The sequence below is a fragment of the Paenibacillus terrisolis genome (assembly GCF_056171975.1).
The window spans coordinates 24,018-39,715 of the sequence record NZ_JBKFGG010000020.1 but is presented as its reverse complement, the minus strand read 5'-3'; the positions used below and the strand labels follow the sequence as shown (position 1 = coordinate 39,715).

At 53.5% G+C, this 15,698-nt stretch carries 13 protein-coding genes and 1 other RNA gene; 8 read left to right on the top strand and 6 right to left on the bottom strand.

The features are described from left to right. Window positions 1-12: 12 nt before the first annotated feature. The 3 genes from ACI48K_RS16600 (at window position 13) to ACI48K_RS16590 (ending at window position 1,556) form a co-directional block, all read left to right on the top strand. Window positions 13-156, top strand: coding sequence for a hypothetical protein (locus ACI48K_RS16600; RefSeq protein WP_475028729.1), 144 nt, complete (start codon window positions 13-15; stop codon window positions 154-156). 80 nt (window positions 157-236) lie between these two features. Continuing rightward, on the top strand, window positions 237-761 hold the full coding sequence (locus tag ACI48K_RS16595) for a Na+/H+ antiporter NhaC family protein (protein WP_475028728.1): 525 nt from the start codon (window positions 237-239) through the stop codon (window positions 759-761). A 12-nt stretch (window positions 762-773) separates the two neighbouring features. Then, complete coding sequence (locus ACI48K_RS16590; RefSeq protein WP_475028727.1) at window positions 774-1,556, top strand: Na+/H+ antiporter NhaC family protein; 783 nt, start codon at window positions 774-776, stop codon at window positions 1,554-1,556. Window positions 1,557-1,740: 184 nt separating this feature from the next. Here the strand turns inward: ACI48K_RS16590 and ssrA are convergent. Both ssrA and smpB read right to left on the bottom strand, forming a co-directional pair. Beyond that, window positions 1,741-2,104, bottom strand: a transfer-messenger RNA (tmRNA) gene (gene ssrA, locus ACI48K_RS16585). Between the two features lie 191 nt (window positions 2,105-2,295). Then, window positions 2,296-2,775: an SsrA-binding protein SmpB gene (gene smpB / locus ACI48K_RS16580; RefSeq protein ID WP_475028726.1), complete on the bottom strand. Its 480-nt coding sequence runs from the start codon at window positions 2,773-2,775 to the stop codon at window positions 2,296-2,298. Window positions 2,776-3,004: 229 nt separating this feature from the next. Between smpB and ACI48K_RS16575 the strand changes: the two genes are divergently transcribed. After that, the gene (locus ACI48K_RS16575; protein ID WP_475028815.1) at window positions 3,005-3,676 is read left to right on the top strand and encodes a DUF421 domain-containing protein; all 672 of its coding nucleotides are present in this window, start codon (window positions 3,005-3,007) and stop codon (window positions 3,674-3,676) included. A gap of 57 nt (window positions 3,677-3,733) precedes the next feature. Here the strand turns inward: ACI48K_RS16575 and ACI48K_RS16570 are convergent, their stop codons facing one another. Then, window positions 3,734-4,588 (bottom strand): MurR/RpiR family transcriptional regulator, encoded by an 855-nt coding sequence (locus ACI48K_RS16570; protein WP_475028725.1) that lies wholly within the window; start codon window positions 4,586-4,588, stop codon window positions 3,734-3,736. Window positions 4,589-4,800: 212 nt separating this feature from the next. Between ACI48K_RS16570 and ACI48K_RS16565 the strand changes: the two genes are divergently transcribed. From ACI48K_RS16565 to ACI48K_RS16550, 4 genes are all read left to right on the top strand, one after another. Next, window positions 4,801-5,688 (top strand): DUF8171 family membrane protein, encoded by an 888-nt coding sequence (locus tag ACI48K_RS16565; protein ID WP_475028724.1) that lies wholly within the window; start codon window positions 4,801-4,803, stop codon window positions 5,686-5,688. 52 nt (window positions 5,689-5,740) lie between these two features. Next, window positions 5,741-7,795 (top strand): ABC transporter ATP-binding protein, encoded by a 2,055-nt coding sequence (locus tag ACI48K_RS16560; RefSeq protein ID WP_475028814.1) that lies wholly within the window; start codon window positions 5,741-5,743, stop codon window positions 7,793-7,795. Then, entirely contained in the window at window positions 7,770-8,579 is an 810-nt protein-coding gene (locus tag ACI48K_RS16555; protein WP_475028723.1) for an energy-coupling factor transporter transmembrane component T family protein, read from the top strand. Before ACI48K_RS16560 ends, ACI48K_RS16555 begins: the two co-directional genes overlap by 26 nt. Before the next feature lie 143 nt (window positions 8,580-8,722). Continuing rightward, entirely contained in the window at window positions 8,723-9,520 is a 798-nt protein-coding gene (locus ACI48K_RS16550) for a PHP domain-containing protein (RefSeq protein WP_475028722.1), read from the top strand. Window positions 9,521-10,476: 956 nt separating this feature from the next. Here the strand turns inward: ACI48K_RS16550 and rnr are convergent. The 3 genes from rnr to ACI48K_RS16535 form a co-directional block, all read right to left on the bottom strand. Continuing rightward, window positions 10,477-13,257 carry a ribonuclease R gene (gene rnr / locus ACI48K_RS16545; protein WP_475028813.1) on the bottom strand — a complete coding sequence of 927 codons (2,781 nt, stop codon included), beginning with the start codon at window positions 13,255-13,257 and terminating at the stop codon, window positions 10,477-10,479. A gap of 229 nt (window positions 13,258-13,486) precedes the next feature. Next, window positions 13,487-13,720 carry a preprotein translocase subunit SecG gene (gene secG, locus ACI48K_RS16540; RefSeq protein WP_475028721.1) on the bottom strand — a complete coding sequence of 78 codons (234 nt, stop codon included), beginning with the start codon at window positions 13,718-13,720 and terminating at the stop codon, window positions 13,487-13,489. Between the two features lie 168 nt (window positions 13,721-13,888). Then, on the bottom strand, window positions 13,889-15,562 hold the full coding sequence (locus ACI48K_RS16535; RefSeq protein ID WP_475028720.1) for a glycoside hydrolase family 13 protein: 1,674 nt from the start codon (window positions 15,560-15,562) through the stop codon (window positions 13,889-13,891). Between the last annotated feature and the right edge of the window lie 136 nt (window positions 15,563-15,698).

The window sequence follows — 15,698 nt, the reverse complement described above, 5'->3', positions numbered from 1 at the left end:
GAGAATTATGAAATGGCCAAACTCAAAGAAAAGATCTTCAGTAAAGAAGCTATACCTATGCTTGCCAAACAACTAAGTGACTACCAAAATGCTAATGAAACTAATGCACAAAGCGAACGCGAACGTCTTACCAAAAGCCTTTCAGGAATCGAATGACAGATTTCAAATATCATTAACGCCATCACTAGCGGGATTAACAACGAATATAAAGTATCAACAAGAAGGGGTTATACTAAATGGAAATAGTCGTCTTTGGAATTTTCGCAGTAGATCTGCTTCTGAGCATTTTGTTGGGTCGTTCGATTCTGTATGCTTTACTTTTTGGGTATGTTCTCTTTTTCGCTTATGGGATGCTGCAGAAGCATAGCTTCCGCCAGATGGTCCAGATGTCTCTGGAAGGAATTCGAACAGTTAAAAATATTCTGTTTGTCTTTTTGCTAATCGGGATTATTACTGCCGTATGGCGCACGGCAGGAACGATCCCGATGATTATTTATATTTCTTCAAAACTGATTGTCCCGTCTGCCTTTATCCTAATCACATTCTTGCTTAATTGTCTTGTGTCCGTGCTTACAGGTACAGCCTTTGGAACAGCGGCGACGATAGGCGTGATTTGCATGACAATAGGAAATATAATGGGGGAAAATCCCATCTATGTAGGGGGGGCCATTCTGTCTGGTATCTACTTTGGTGACAGATGCTCTCCCATGTCCACCAGTGCGCTTCTAGTCAGCGAGCTAACAAAAACGAATATTTTCTAGAACATTAAGAAAATGATTCATACCTCTGCCATTCCTTTTGCAGTGACCTGTGTAATCTATTTGTTAATTGGGATTGCAGGGCAAGGGGTTTCACCACGCTTGGATCTATTACACTTGTTTGCTGAGAATTTCGTATTGCGATGGATCACCGTTTTACCTGCCGCACTAGTCATTCTCTTATCATTGTTTAAACTAAACGTAAAACGTACGATGATCATCAGCATTGTTACCGGTAGCATCATTTCTGTGGTAGTTCAGAATATGGACCTATCGGAGCTTCTGCAAACGATAATTACAGGATACCAGTCCAAAGACCCGCAGATGGCGCCGATCATGAATGGTGGCGGCATCCTCTCCATGCTTAAGGTTGCTGCCATCGTATGTATATCGTCCTCCTATTCCGGAATATTTAACGGAACCGGAATGCTGGTTAATTTGAAAAAGCATATTGCACGACTGGCACACCGGCTTACACCTTTTGGCAGTACGGTAGTGATATCCATACTTTCTAGCATGGTTGCCTGCAACCAGACCCTAACCATCATGCTAACCCATCAACTATGCAAGGAAACGTTTACAGACCAAAAGAAGCTAGCCAACACGTTGGCGGATACAGCAGTAGTGGTAGCACCGCTCATCCCTTGGTCGATTGCAGGGGCGGTGCCAATTGCCACTGTTTCCGCACCGACAAGCTGCATTCTAGCAGCATGTTATTTATACCTGCTTCCCCTGGTGAATTTTTTAAGAGCGAGAAAAAAGGATCATGTGAATTATAAATCCCATATCACGGAATGATAAAGCTCGTCTTTCTCTAAATCGGAAAATACCGTCAACGCGTCTTCAAAACACATCTGATGGTATATTGGTATATTTGAATCCAATATCCGATGCGAATTCAAGATCATTCTGTATAGGTAACACAAAAAGGAACCTGCCACTATTTAAGCGGCAAAATTCCTTTTCGTTTTGTGAATTTAACATATGGAGGCGAGGGGAGTCGAACCCCTGTCCGAAGGCAACGCCACATAGGTTTCTACGGGTGTAGTGACAGATTTGATGTCACCCTAGAGACTCCCTGTCACCGGATTCCCTTCAGGTCAGCCTGATTATCTTCTTCCGTTGACCCCAGGCGGAGACCAAGCGGCGTATCCCACTAAAGTTGGGCCCTAGTCCTGGCACATGGGCGATGCAAGGGTAGAGCTAGCTCACAGGTTATTAAGCTGCGAAAGCTAAGTTGTTGTTTTGTTTGCCGTTTAATTGGCTTTAGCGTTGATAAAGCGGACGCGTCCCCACTACCCGCTACCCATGCTCGATCTACCCCCGTCGAATCCATAAACGCCCCCGAATTAAAAAGGTGCTGTGGATGGATGGTTCGTCAAGCAAGGGCCGATCCGCGATGTTTCATCATGCCGCTTCGCTGCGGCCGGATCGTTTGCTACAGAACATAGTATAACACGTTTGAAGAGCCTGATGCTTATGGACTTGATGGAAAAAAAGCCATCGGCTTCTGCCGCAGCCAAGCTCTGGCGAAAGCTTATCTGGCTACCTTCTGCTTCTCGCGAAGCGCGCGCTGGATGTCGCGCTGAGCGTCTTTTTTAGCCGCCGTATCGCGCTTGTCGTACTGCTTCTTCCCTTTGCCGAGGCCAAGCAGCAGCTTCGCGTAGCCGTTTCGGATGTAGATCTTCAGCGGCACGATAGAATAGCCTTCTTGTTTGGACAAGCCCAGCAGCTTGTTGATCTGCACCTTGTGCATCAGCAGCTTGCGTGTCCGCGTCGGATCAAGCGGATTGCTGCGGTTGCCTTGCTCGAACGGACTGATGTGCATGTTGTGAATGTGAATCTCGCCGTTTCGAATCGTCGCAAAAGCATCCCCGATGTTCACTCTGGCATTGCGAACGGACTTAATCTCCGTCCCCGTCAAAATCATGCCGGCTTCGTAGGTATCCTCGATAAAATAATCATGGGAAGCTTTTTTGTTCTGCGCAAGCACTTTGCCATCATTTTTCTTACCCATGTTCATCCTCCTCAAGAAGCCCCACGGGGCAGTTTACCAGACATTTATTGTACCAACTTGGGCGGTCAAAAGCAAGGCGGACGGCGAAATCCGGCGCTTCCGCCATGGATAATTTCTCCTGATTCCATCAACAATAGAAACGAGCAATCTTTAATAACCCGCTCCGGTGAAACGAAAACCAGAAAAGGAACTCTCCAATGAGACCAAGAAAGGCGGAATCTGCTTGGAAATGCTCCCGGCACTGGGCTTGGTGGCGCTTCGCATCGTCACAATCTACCCCATCCTGCTAGCGGTCACCTTGTTCATGGGCCAAAAATCGATCGGCGAAATGCCGGTGTTCGATTTTCTGGTCGTACTGACGCTTGGTTCCGTCGTAGGGGCCGATATCGCCGAGCCTGACGTGCATCACATTCCCATTTTGTTTGCCATTATCGCGATCGGCGTCCTGCAAAAGCTGTTCTCCTACGGCACCATCCGGTTTCGCCGATTCGGCAAGCTGATTACCCTCGAGCCCCTCGTCGTTGTGCATCAGGGCAAAATCGTTCACGCCAACTTGAAAAAAGCCCAATATTCCGTCGACAGTCTGCTGCAATTGCTGAGAGAAAATCAGGTGTTTGATCTGAGCACCGTCAATCTCGCCGTTCTCGAAGGGAGCGGCAAGCTTAGCGTCATGGAGCAGGCCTCGCAGTCGCTGTCCTATCCTCTCATTAAGGAAGGGAAAATCGACAAGGACCTCTTAGACAAGCTTGGCCTGCAGGAAGAATGGGTGCTGAACCAGCTCAAACAACGAAACTTGAAATTACAGGGTGTATTTCTCGCAACGATCGACGAGCGCCACACGCTTCACGTTACGCAATATGAAAGCCCCGGGTTAACGCAGATACCTCCGATTTTCCATTGAAATCAAACGCAAGATCCGTACCCAAGGCTCAACTTCCAAAAGCTTGCCTCCCCATGCTCAAGCCTTCCCGCGCGGCAGCTTATCCGCATACCTCGCCCGCAGATCCCCCAGGTATTCCAGCTTGGAGAGCACCTTATCCTTATTCAAAAGCCCGATGCTCAAAATCATCTCTTCAATCAGCAGCAGCGGCGTCACCATGGAGTGAAATTCCCCCATGTCGCCACGACTGACGTAAAAAGCAGCATCCACCGGCGCGCCGTACCTGAATTCGTCCCGGTCGGTAATCATGACCGCCGAACAGCCGATCCGCTTCACGCAGTCGAGGATCACCTCGGTTTCAGGAAGCAGGCGGGTGAAACTAAAGACGAGCACCGCGTCCTCCCGCTGCAGATGCGCCAGCGATTCCAGCAGCTCATGACCGCTTCCCGCCATCATGCGCACCGACATGCCGAAGCGGGACAAGCGGTAAAAGAGCAGCTCCCCAAGCGCAGTCGAAGGTCCTGGGGCATAGAGGTAAATCCGGCGTGCCCCGGCCATCAGCGAAGCCGCAAGCTTCAGCTCTTGCGGGTTCGTCTGCTGAGCCGTTTCCCGCAAATGCACGGTAGCTTGCTCCAGCATTATCAGCGGCAGACTGGACGGATCCAAACGGGAAATGGTCGTCTCCAGCTTGTTTGCCGGGGTGGTGTCGGTGATCAGCCGCAGCTCCAGCCTGAATTCCTTTCCGTTCTTGTACCCGGCCGCTCGCCAAAATCGCGATACGGTCGCAATGCTGGTTCCGATCCGGTCGGCAACCTCCTGCTCCGTCATGAACAGCACTTCGTCCGGATGCCGCTCGATGAAATCGGCGATTTTCAGCTGGCCCGGGGAGAACTCCGATTTATTTGAAAAAACCTTGCTTCGGGTTAACGTCATCCTTTTCGACTCCTTCGGTCTTTTTGAGCGATGCTGACTCCATCCTAGCAGGGATTTGTTATGTAAATTTTATTACACTATTTTCACTATGTAAAAAATATTACAATCCGTTGACATACAACTCCGCTTCCTTTAATACTCGGCCACTACACTTGAACTGCGCGCATGAATCACAACCTCTCACATCCCAAATTTTAAGGAGGCTTTCCTTCATGAACCGCAAGACCCTCTATACCCTGACGTCTTCGCAAAAAATGATGATTTTCGTGTTATCCATGTCCCTGTACGGCTTATCCAACATGTTTACCGAGCTCATCCCCGAGTTCCGGATCGGCCCGATCGAATTATCCGTCGAGTATTTCGCGTTTATCCCGCTTACGCTTTGCATGCTGTTCCATCCGCTGTATGCGGCGATTGGGGCGGCGCTGGGCGAAGTCATTTTCGGCGAGCTCATGCTGGGTCAATTCGGCGGCCTGGGCGAACTGGAAAAATTCCTGACCTTCTCGTTCGCCATGTACGTCGCCGGCCGGATGGTCAGCAACCCGCAAAACCGCCTGCAAGTCGGCACCGCCGCCATTACGGGCGTAATCATCCATCAGCTGTGCAGCAGCCTAGTCGATATCGGCAAAGTTTGGATCGGCGTGGAAGAATTTGAAGCCGTTCCCGGACTGGCGCAAAGCGTTGTGATCGTTGAAGGGGCCAGCTTCCTGAACGACGTGCTCTTTTCCGGCATCCTGTTCGCCCTGCTGCCTACCCTTTATCTTGTGCCTCGATTATACGGAAAAATCGAACCTCTCCTTGGCATCAAACCACGTGAAAAAAGCACCAAGTACGAGTCGGCAGGCATCGTTACGCCAAAGCTGGTTGTGACCGGCATCGCGCTGGCGCTGATCGCTTTTGGCGCGGAATCGTTGTCCGAAACGGACTGGAACATCGGCGAATGGGACAGCGGGCTCGCCGACCGTTTGGGCTCTGGCGCGATCTGGCTGAGCATTGCGGCGGCCGCGGTCATCGCCATCATTGTTCTGATCGTCATGCGGACGAGACGGGCGAACAGCGTTCAAAACAGCGGGGAATCGGAGAATCTGCCGTATGCCTAAGCCTTCGGGGAGCCTGACAGTTGCCTACAAGCAGACCGGGTACGGTGATCAAATGCCAGCCCAACCCTCCGCATCCCAGACCCTGGCGGTTGAAATCTCGAACGTAACTTTTACCTATCCGGGCTCAGAGCTTCCGGTGCTGAACCAGGCTTCCCTGACGATTGAAAAAGGGAGCTTTACCGCCGTCATCGGCGGCAACGGCTGCGGCAAATCGACCCTGTGCAAGCTAATCAACGGACTTATTCCCCATTATTACTCCGGCGATTTTGAAGGGGAAGTGCGGATCAACAGCGTTTGGGCCGCGCAAAAAACCGTCGCCGAGCTGTCGCGCATGGTTGGCTACGTATATCAGGACTTCGACAACCAGCTCGTGCGGCCCACCGTACTGGATGAGGCCTGTTTTGCGCCGCTCAACTACGGGCTGGCCGATTACCGTGAAAGGGCCTTGCAGGCCCTGGAGTTTTGCGGGCTTACGGCTTTGCAGCATCGCTATATTTGGGAGCTCAGCGGCGGTCAAAAGCACCTGCTTGCCTTAGCCGGCGCCCTCTCGCTCGGACCGGACATCCTGATCGTCGACGAACCGGTGTCCCAGCTCGATCCGAGCCATGCCCGCCAAGTCTATGAAGTGCTGCGGCAGCTCAATCAGCATCACGGCAAAACGATCATCGTCATCGAGCATCATACCGAATTCATCGCCGACTATTGCCATGAGGTTTGCTTAATGGATCAAGGCCGGGTGCTGTGGAAACGGCCGGTGTCGGCCGCGCTAAACAGCTTGGAGGATCTGGAGCGGCTGGGCATTCAGCCGCCCGAGGTTACGCAGACGGCTGCTTACTTGCAGGCGAAACGGCTGGGCATCCAACCGCCAGAAGTCACGCAGTTGGCTGCTTACCTGCAGCAGGCGAAACGGCTGGATGAAGCCGTTCGAGGCAGCTCCGTGACGGAATCCATCGGATACCGGAATGACGGAGTGATGCGGAGCGCCGAAAATGGGGTCGACGAAGTTGACGGAGTAATGCGATCCGCCGGGCAGGCCGGTGAAGCTTCGGCGCACTCCACCTATCCAATCTATCCGATCACGACCGAAGCGGCAGTTCCTTACTTTTCCCGGCTCCTCTCGGAGATGTCGACGGATACCGATACGGATACGACCGTACACATAGAGATAACAGACAAACGAGAACTAGCCCATGCTGAGGATGGGGAACAATCCGCCGCTGAGGGCGAATCGGAGCTCCACGACCGCAGCACGGCTGTGATCGCATTCAGCAGCGCTTCTCTAAGCTACCGCACCATCCGCAAAGCGGAACAAACAGTGCTGCACGGCATCGGCCTCAGCCTATATGAAGGCGAGCGCATCGCGTTAGTCGGCAATAATGGCGCGGGGAAGTCTTCCCTGCTGAAGCTCATCGCCGGAATTGTTAGGCCGTTGTCAGGTTTAGTCACCGTCCTGGGACAGGATACGCGCAGCGCCTCTATTGAAGAGCTGTCGCGGAATGTTGCTTTTGTCTTCCAGAACCCGGAGGATATGTTTATCGAGGACAGCGTACGGAAAGAAATTGCCTATTGCCTACGAAGACGCGGCTATCCTGACGCCGAGCAAACCATCGCCAGCATGCTGCACAGCTTCCGGCTGGAGGAACTGCAGGAACGCGACGCCCGTCTGCTCAGCGGCGGACAGCAGCGCCGCGTGTCGCTGGCCATCGGGGCGGCGATTCAACCCGCGGTCATGCTGCTCGATGAGCCGACGGCCAACCTTGACCTGGCCACGCGGCAGGAGCTGCTTGGCACGCTGGATGAGCTCGAGCGGCATGTCCGCACGGTAATCATCGCCACGCATGACATGCAGCTCGTGAACCAATGGGCCACGCGCGTGATCGTCATGCACGAAGGTGAGGTCCTGGCCGACGGCACGGCGGCGGAGGTATTCGCCAGTCCGGACATCATCCGGCGCGCCGGACTGGCCCTTACCCAGAGCATGGAGCTGTCCGCCGCTCTTGAACTCCATCCACCGTGCAGCTCTCCGGTCGAACTGGCAGACCGTCTGCACTGCATAATCACCGGAAAGGAGAATCCTCCGCATGCAGCTCGTCCGCAACTGGATTAACAAAATCTCGCTCGACCGGATTCAGCTGGAGCTGATGAACACGGCTTACGGCAGCGGCCACGCCTCCTTATCCCGTCTGGATCCGCGGGGACTGCTGATTTGGTACCTCTTTTTTGCCGTAGTGCCTTGGTTTATCGGCAGCTACGTCATTTTGGCCGGCATGTGCCTGTTCATGATCGTCACGACCGTGCTGTCCCGGGTGACACCTTTCATCATTTTCGTGCTATGCCTCGGTCTGATTGGACAGGTGGGTTGGCTGTTTATGATCTCGCTGTTTTTTGGCGGCGATATCTCCTCGGCCCTTCCCCTGCTCAAGCTCACGCTTAAACTCTCGGTCGTGTCGCTGGCCAGCATCACCGTTTTCTCGGGCATGGACCCGGAAAAAATCAGCGACGGTCTTTTGGCGCTTGGCATGCCCGCGGCGTTTTCATTCAGTTTGTCGTACGGGTACCGTATTTTACCGGTGCTGTTCGAGGAATTCCGCAACGTGCTGCTGTCCTACCGGCTGCGCGGCAAAGCGCCGGAACGGCGCGGAATTTTGTATTGGCGGCTTGGCGCGTATTATTTGAAGCTGCTCGTGTACGCTTTTTTCCCATTGATGCTGGCTACGGCCAAACGTTCCCGCACCACCGTGGAGGCGCTTGAAACGCGCGGCTTTTCCTACGGCATGAACCATCCCGCTTCCAAAAAGCTCAAGCTGTCGCATCTTAAGCTGCAGCGGCGCGATTTTCTCTTTTTGAGCGGATCGGCCATTTACGTTGCTGCCTTGTTCTGGTGGGGCTGAAAATAGGACCGGACTGTAACGCCTTGCTGAAAGCTGTGAATCAAACGAATATATGGCTCACTGCCCGCCGGTCTCTGCCTATTGGCCCAACTGCCGGTACCGGGGCAAGCCTTAACTATAACGCTAACCAAGGAGTTGTTTTCATGCGAATCGACCTGCATACCCATGCCAAGTTATCCAAGGCCACCGATTTCTCGCCGGCCTATTACGAAGAAATGATCGCGGAAGCCGTGACGAACGGCCTGGATGCCCTCGCATTAACCGAACATTTCAATACGCGCAACTTTGCGGACGTCTATGAAAACCTGGACCGGATGTTCCCATACAATGGGGAGTATTACGAAGTCGGCCGTCTCCGCATTTTTCCCGGCATGGAGGTGGACGTTAGCGAAACCGGCCATATTCTGCTGATCGGACGCAAAGAGCATATTTTGGATGTCCGACGGGAGCTGGAGGAGTACACGGAAAAAGGCTCCTTCATCCCCTTCGCCGAGTTGATGAATTTGGCCGAGAACTACCCGCTGCTAAAAATCGGCGCGCATCCTTTCCGCGAATCGACCCCGCTCCACCATTTGGACCGGGCGCAGCTTCGGCGTCTCGACGCTTTTGACCTTAACGCCAAGGACATGTACGAATACAGCATCGACGCCAACCGCGCCGACGTGGAGCGTTTTGCCGCCGAGCTCGGCAAGCGGGTGACCGGCGGCAGCGATACCCACCAATGCCTGCAATACGGCAGCGTGTTCAACGAGCTCCACGCTCCCTGCGACACCGTGGCGGAGCTGAAGCAGACCATCATCGCCGGAGCCTACGATGTTCGCGTAAACGACACCCTCCCGCTCCGGGTCAAAGCCTCGGTCATGCTGAAAAAGCTGCTCAAACGCCTGGCCCAGCTGGAAGGCCCCGGCGCGGCTTCAGAAAGAGTAGCGGCGAGCAACTGAGATATCCGGTGGACCAAAACTTCGCGTACGTGAGTTAATTGGGATTACCCCGCCTATTACTTAAACAAATTACCTAAACAAATTGGGATTGACTTGATACTCATTCGTGCAGAAATACGATCAGCCTGGCGCTCACAGGAACAAATTAGGGGTCTGCCTAATGCTACTCGAACAAATTGGGATCGACTTAACGCTCACTCGTGCAAAAATGCGATCAATCTAGCTTCACTCAAACAAATTAGGATCGAACTGATGCTTACTCGAGCAAGATTGCTATCAAACTGAGGCGCACTCGAAAAAAATGCGATCACCCTTGCGCTTACTGGAAGCTAATTAGGATCAATCTGATGGCCAATCGAACAAAATTCGATCAATGAGGTTTACTGGCGCAAAATTGCAATCAACATGGGGCTTACTCTCACTCGTGGCATAAATATGATTAACTGGGCGCTCACTCAAACTAATTAGGATCAGCCTGACGTCCACACGAGTAAATGTTGCATAATATACAACAATTTTGTCCATTCTGGGTAGTTGCTGACCATAATGTTGTACAAAGTGCATCATTTTGATGCGAAATTAGCTTAAAACCACCGATGCAGCTAAAAATGTTGTACATAGTGCAACAATTCCTTATACAGCTTCTGATCCACGCACAATTGTTGTATGAAATACAACATCAGTCGTTGGCATGATGTGGCGTTGGCTCCGGGGTTCGAGCTTTTGGAACTTTGAAGTATCAGGCTTTTAGGGTTCGAGGGGTTCCGAGCTTCCAGTGTCCGGGCTTCCGGCCCTTGGAGCTTCAAAGCTTCAGGCTTTCCTGGTTCTGGAGTTTCGGCTATTAGAGCCCCAGGCCTTCGTGCTTCAGCCCTTCGGCTATGAGCCTCACCGCAAAGAAGCGTCACATTACGAAAAAAAGGTATGGCCCCCGCAGAAGCGGACCATACCTTTTTCGCTTATTTTTTCTTCTTGCGGACAAACGCGGCGGTGGCGGTCCCGCCGCCGCTCTTGCCCTTGCCGCCGCCCCGCTTTTTGCGGGCGGATGGCGGCGGCGCGTCCCCGTCGGCGCTCCCGCGGCCGCCGACGAAAACCCCGCTCGCGGACGTCTTCTTCCGCCGCGAGCCCCCGCCTTCGCCGGTGCGGTACCCGCCACCGGCATCGCGGGCGACGGCCACCGTCCCGGAGGCGTAGCCTCCCTTGCCGGAGCCGAAGCCAAAGCTTGCCGGCGCGCCAGCACCGCCACCTTCGCGCCCGCGCGCCCCGTCGTTCGCGGCATCGCCCGCGCCGGCGCCATACCCGGCGACGTCTCCAGGCACGCCGCCTCCAATACTAATGCCAACGGCGTCCGCGCCGCCCTTGCTCTTGCCCTTGCCGCCGTGCCCGCCCGGCTTTCCACCGCCTTTACCGCCGGCGTGCTTGCCGTGCTTCCCGGCTTTGGCCACGCCTTTGCCGGCGCCTTTACCACCGGCTGCCGCGGCCCAGCCGCCCTTGCCGCCGGACTTGCGCCCGCCGCCGGCACCGCCACGACCGCCCTCGCCGGCGCCGCGTCCTCCGCGGCCGCCTCCGCCGAACAACCCGGCGTCTCCACGCTGCCGCGGCTTCATATCGACCATCTCAAAATCGATCGTATGGTCGTCCATGTTCACGCGGGCCACGCGGATTTTGACCTCGTCGCCGATACGGTAGATTTTCGACGTCCGCTCGCCGATCAGCGCCATATGCTGCTCGTGGAAATGGTAGTAATCGTCCGTCATCGCGCTGAGCCGGATCAGGCCCTCCACCGTATTGTCGAGCTCAATGAACATGCCAAAGCTCGTTACGCTGCTGATGATGCCGGGGAACTCCTCGCCGACTTTATCGAGCATGAATTCCGCTTTTTTGAGCTGCTCCGTATCGCGTTCCGCCTCAACGGCGACCCGTTCCCGCTCGGACGACTGCTGAGCGATTTCCTGCATCCGGCTGGCCAGATACTCCTGCCGCGCTTCACTCAGCGCCCCGCCCCCCTCGATCACCTCGCGGATCACCCGGTGAATGACCAAATCGGGATAACGCCGGATCGGCGACGTGAAATGCGTGTAAAACTCCGCAGCCAGTCCGAAATGCCCGGTGCTCTCCGCGTCGTATTTCGCCTGCTTCATCGAACGCAGCATCATTGTGCTGATGACTGTCTGCTCCTTGGTGCCCTGAATATCCTCAAGCAGCGTCTGCAGCGCGCGCGGATGTACTTTGTTGCCCTTGCCGCCCTTTACCGCATAGCCAAAGTTCGCGACAAAAGCCATGAAATTCATCAGCTTTTCCTGATCGGGATCCTCGTGAATCCGGTAAATAAACGGGACCTTAAGCCAGTGAAAATGCTCCGCCACCGTCTCATTCGCCGCCAGCATGAACTCTTCGATGATCTGCTCGGCAATCGACCGCTCGCGCTTCACGATATCGACCGGCTTGCCGTTTTCGTCCACGATGACCTTCGATTCCTGGAAATCAAAATCGACCGCTCCGCGCCGCATCCGATTTCCACGCAGCCTCAGAGCCAACTCGCGCATCAGCTTAAACGTATCCACCAAATCGGCATAACGTTCCGTGACCTCGGGATCTTCCTCCTGCAAAATTTTCCGCACATTGGTATACGTCATACGCTCCTTGGTCCGAATCACGCTGGTAAAAATATCGTGCTTCACGACCTTCATCTGTTCGTTGAATTCCATTTCGCAGGAAAGCGTAAAGCGGTCTACCTTCGGATTCAGCGAGCAAATCCCGTTGGACAGCCGGTGCGGCAGCATCGGAATAACCCGGTCGACCAAATAAACGGAGCACCCGCGGTTATAAGCCTCCTGGTCGAGCTTCGACTTCTCGCGGACATAGTACCCGACATCGGCGATATGCACGCCAAGCCGTATATTGCCATTCGGCATTTGCTCCACATGCACCGCGTCATCCAGATCCTTGGCGTCCTCGCCGTCGATCGTGACGATCACTTTATTGCGTAAATCGCGCCGCCCCTGCCGGGCAATCTCCGCCTCTTCGATAACTTCAGGCGCTTCGAGCGCTTCTGCCATGACCTCTTCCGGAAAAGCCTCCGGCAACTGATGCTTGCGAATGATGGATAAAATATCGACGCCCGGGTCGTCCTTATGTCCCAGAATTTCAATGACTTCGCCTACCGCGGCGGCCCGCCCCTCCGGATACTCCACGATCCGAGCGACAACCTTCTCCCCGTGGGCGGCACCTCCAAAAGCTTCCTTCGGTATAAAAATATCCCGATTAATCCGTTTGTCATCCGGCGCCACAAATCCGTACGTCTCATGATTCTGGAATACGCCAACCACTTGGGTCACAGCCCGGTTGACGATCCGCACGACCTCCCCTTCCAGCTTGCCGCCTCCCGCGCTTTTGGAGCTGACGCGGACAAATACGATATCCCCGTTCATCGCGCTCTTGAGATCGTTAGCATGAATGTAAACGTCCGGATGTTCCTTATCCTCCGGAATCAGGAACGCGAATCCCTTGGCGTGTGCCTGAAGCCGTCCGCGGACCAGATCCATCCGTTCCGGTACGCCGTATCTTAGCGTTCGCGTCAGAATAATTTGTCCTTCCTGCTCCAGTCGGTTCAGCAGCTTCAGAAAATCCTTGAAATCGGCGGCATCATCAATGCCGAAATGCTCCTCGAGCTCTTGGTACGTCATTGGTTTATAGGCGGTTTCCCGCATAAAAGCCAGCAGCCCCGCTTCGGTAATCAAACTCAAATGGTTTCACCCCAGACCCGGCTTGTCCTTTTTGCCGGTACGTATTTTAGCAATTTAGCAATTTTTTACACTCCTGTTTCCATGAACTTCCTCTCTTCATCATATAGTCTAGTATACACGAATTTGGTGCTCCACATCCGTTTCTCAAGGCTTTCCGCCAAAATAAGCCATGAAAAAAGCCCCCGTCTCCAATTGGAAACGAGGGCTTCATTTAAGTATTAGGCTATTCGAGTACGACCGCGACGATGATGGACAGTACGAAGAATCCAACCGCCATGCCAATGGTAACCCGTTCCAGAACAAGCTCCATGCCGCGCGCTTTGGTTTTGCCGAAAAGATGTTCCGCACCCCCGGAGATGGCACCGGAAAGACCCGCGCTCTTCCCTTTCTGCAGCAATACGACCGCAATCAAACCGATAGAGAAAATAACGAGCAATACTTTCAAAAAGATATCCATTCAATCCACCTCCTAAGTGGGAAATCCTTAAATCTATTCCAAGCAATAGAACATATAGATACAAAAACAGCATTATCATTGTACCACAGCCTGTTCCGAATAACAACCGGTTTAGAACAGGCTCTTCTTCAGTTCCATTGATGGTAAATTCCGTGCCTCCCTCTAATTTTATCGCAAGAGGTAGACCCGCGCTTCGTACGGACGCAAGGCGATGTCGCGGATATCCGCATCCACCGGCACCTCATAATTGCCGATCAACAGTTCATGCTCACTGAACCGGACGCCTTCATCAAGCTCGAACCGGGCAGTCTCGCCATAGAAATTCAAAATAACCAGCAGGCGTTCCTCTCCCAAGGTCCGTAGATACGCGTATACCTGCTCGTCGTTCTCGTTCAGAAGCTTGTAATCGCCATATACGATGATTCCGTGCTGTTTGCGGAGCCGGATCAGCTTTTGATAGTAATGGAAAATCGAGTCCTCGTCAGTCAGGGCGTCCTCCACATTGATTTCCGGATAATTCGGATTAACGGCCAGCCATGGATTGCCTGTCGTAAAGCCCGCGTTCGGCTGATGGCCGTTCCACTGCATCGGCGTTCTGGCATTGTCTCTGCCCTTAATGTAGATGGAGTTCATGATCTCGGCTTCGCCATGCCCTTGCTCCGTGTATTCCCGGTACATATTCAGCGTTTCGATATCCCGGTAGTCATCGATGGAAGCAAAGCGGACGTTTGTCATCCCGATCTCTTCCCCTTGGTAAATATACGGGGTGCCTTGCAGTGTATGGAGCAAGGTGGCGAGCATTTTCCCGGAAACGCGATGATGCTCTCCGTCATGGCCGAATCTGGACAGCAGCCGCGGCTGGTCGTGATTGTTCAAATAAATGCTGTTCCACGCCTTGCCGTGGAGCTCAGTCTGCCATTTGCTCATGATCCGTTTGAACTCGGTCAGCTTCCAGGGCTGAATATCCCATTTGCTGCCGCTCGGGCCGGAATCGATGCCCATCAGCTCGAATTGGAACACCATATTCAACTCTCCACGGTCCGCGCCAGCAAATTCGACCGCATCTTCCGGGCTCACGCCGATGGTTTCTCCGACCGTCATAATATCGTATTTTGACAAGACTTCCCGGTTCATTTCCTGCAAAAACTCATGCACGCGAGGTCCGTTTATGTAGTGCTCGCCGCCGCCCCCATTTCCGTCCGTCGAGTCGGGAAGTCCGGGCACCTTGGAGATTACGTTGATCACGTCCATCCGGAAGCCGTCGATGCCTTTGTCGAGCCACCAGGTCATCATATCATATACTTCCCGGCGGACCTTCGGATTCTCCCAGTTCATGTCGGGCTGCTTTTTGGAGAAAAGGTGCAGAAAATATTCATCGGTCCGTTCATCATACTGCCAAACCGATCCGCTGAAAAAAGATCCCCAATCGTTCGGCGCTTCCCCGTCCTTCCCCGGGCGCCAGATGTAGTAATCGCGGTATGGATTGTCCTTGGACTTCCGGGATTCCACGAACCAGTGGTGCTCATCCGAGCTGTGATTGACGACCAGATCCATGATGAGCTTCATCCCACGCTCATGGAGGCCGTTCAGTAAATTCTCCCAATCCTCCAAAGTTCCGAACTCTTGCATGATGCTCTGATAATTACTGATATCGTAGCCGTTGTCGTCATTAGGCGACTCGTACACCGGGCACAGCCACACGACATCGACCCCCAGCGTCCTCAAATAATCCAGCTTGGAGATAATCCCTCGCAAATCGCCGATCCCGTCTCCGTTGCTGTCCATAAAACTCCGTGGATAAATTTGATAAACGACGCTTTCTTTCCACCATTTTTTGTCCATTCGAGTTTCTTCCTCCCCTAGAGTCAATGAATGTATGATTAATATGGCCCGAACTTAAAATGATTTACCCGATTTTCGATTTGCGTAAACGTTTACGTTGGATCTATGCCGAAGTCCATCGGCTTGGCTCTCTGAC

Bases quoted from the DNA above. Each gene is read 5' to 3' on its own strand.
- ACI48K_RS16600 (WP_475028729.1), top strand. From the start codon at position 13: ATGGCCAAACTCAAAGAAAAGATCTTCAGTAAAGAAGCTATACCTATG.
- ACI48K_RS16595 (WP_475028728.1), top strand. From the start codon at position 237: ATGGAAATAGTCGTCTTTGGAATTTTCGCAGTAGATCTGCTTCTGAGC.
- ACI48K_RS16590 (WP_475028727.1), top strand. From the start codon at position 774: ATGATTCATACCTCTGCCATTCCTTTTGCAGTGACCTGTGTAATCTAT.
- smpB (WP_475028726.1), bottom strand. From the start codon at position 2,775: ATGGGTAAGAAAAATGATGGCAAAGTGCTTGCGCAGAACAAAAAAGCT.
- ACI48K_RS16575 (WP_475028815.1), top strand. From the start codon at position 3,005: ATGCTCCCGGCACTGGGCTTGGTGGCGCTTCGCATCGTCACAATCTAC.
- ACI48K_RS16570 (WP_475028725.1), bottom strand. From the start codon at position 4,588: ATGACGTTAACCCGAAGCAAGGTTTTTTCAAATAAATCGGAGTTCTCC.
- ACI48K_RS16565 (WP_475028724.1), top strand. From the start codon at position 4,801: ATGAACCGCAAGACCCTCTATACCCTGACGTCTTCGCAAAAAATGATG.
- ACI48K_RS16560 (WP_475028814.1), top strand. From the start codon at position 5,741: ATGCCAGCCCAACCCTCCGCATCCCAGACCCTGGCGGTTGAAATCTCG.
- ACI48K_RS16555 (WP_475028723.1), top strand. From the start codon at position 7,770: ATGCAGCTCGTCCGCAACTGGATTAACAAAATCTCGCTCGACCGGATT.
- ACI48K_RS16550 (WP_475028722.1), top strand. From the start codon at position 8,723: ATGCGAATCGACCTGCATACCCATGCCAAGTTATCCAAGGCCACCGAT.
- secG (WP_475028721.1), bottom strand. From the start codon at position 13,720: ATGGATATCTTTTTGAAAGTATTGCTCGTTATTTTCTCTATCGGTTTG.
- ACI48K_RS16535 (WP_475028720.1), bottom strand. From the start codon at position 15,562: ATGGACAAAAAATGGTGGAAAGAAAGCGTCGTTTATCAAATTTATCCA.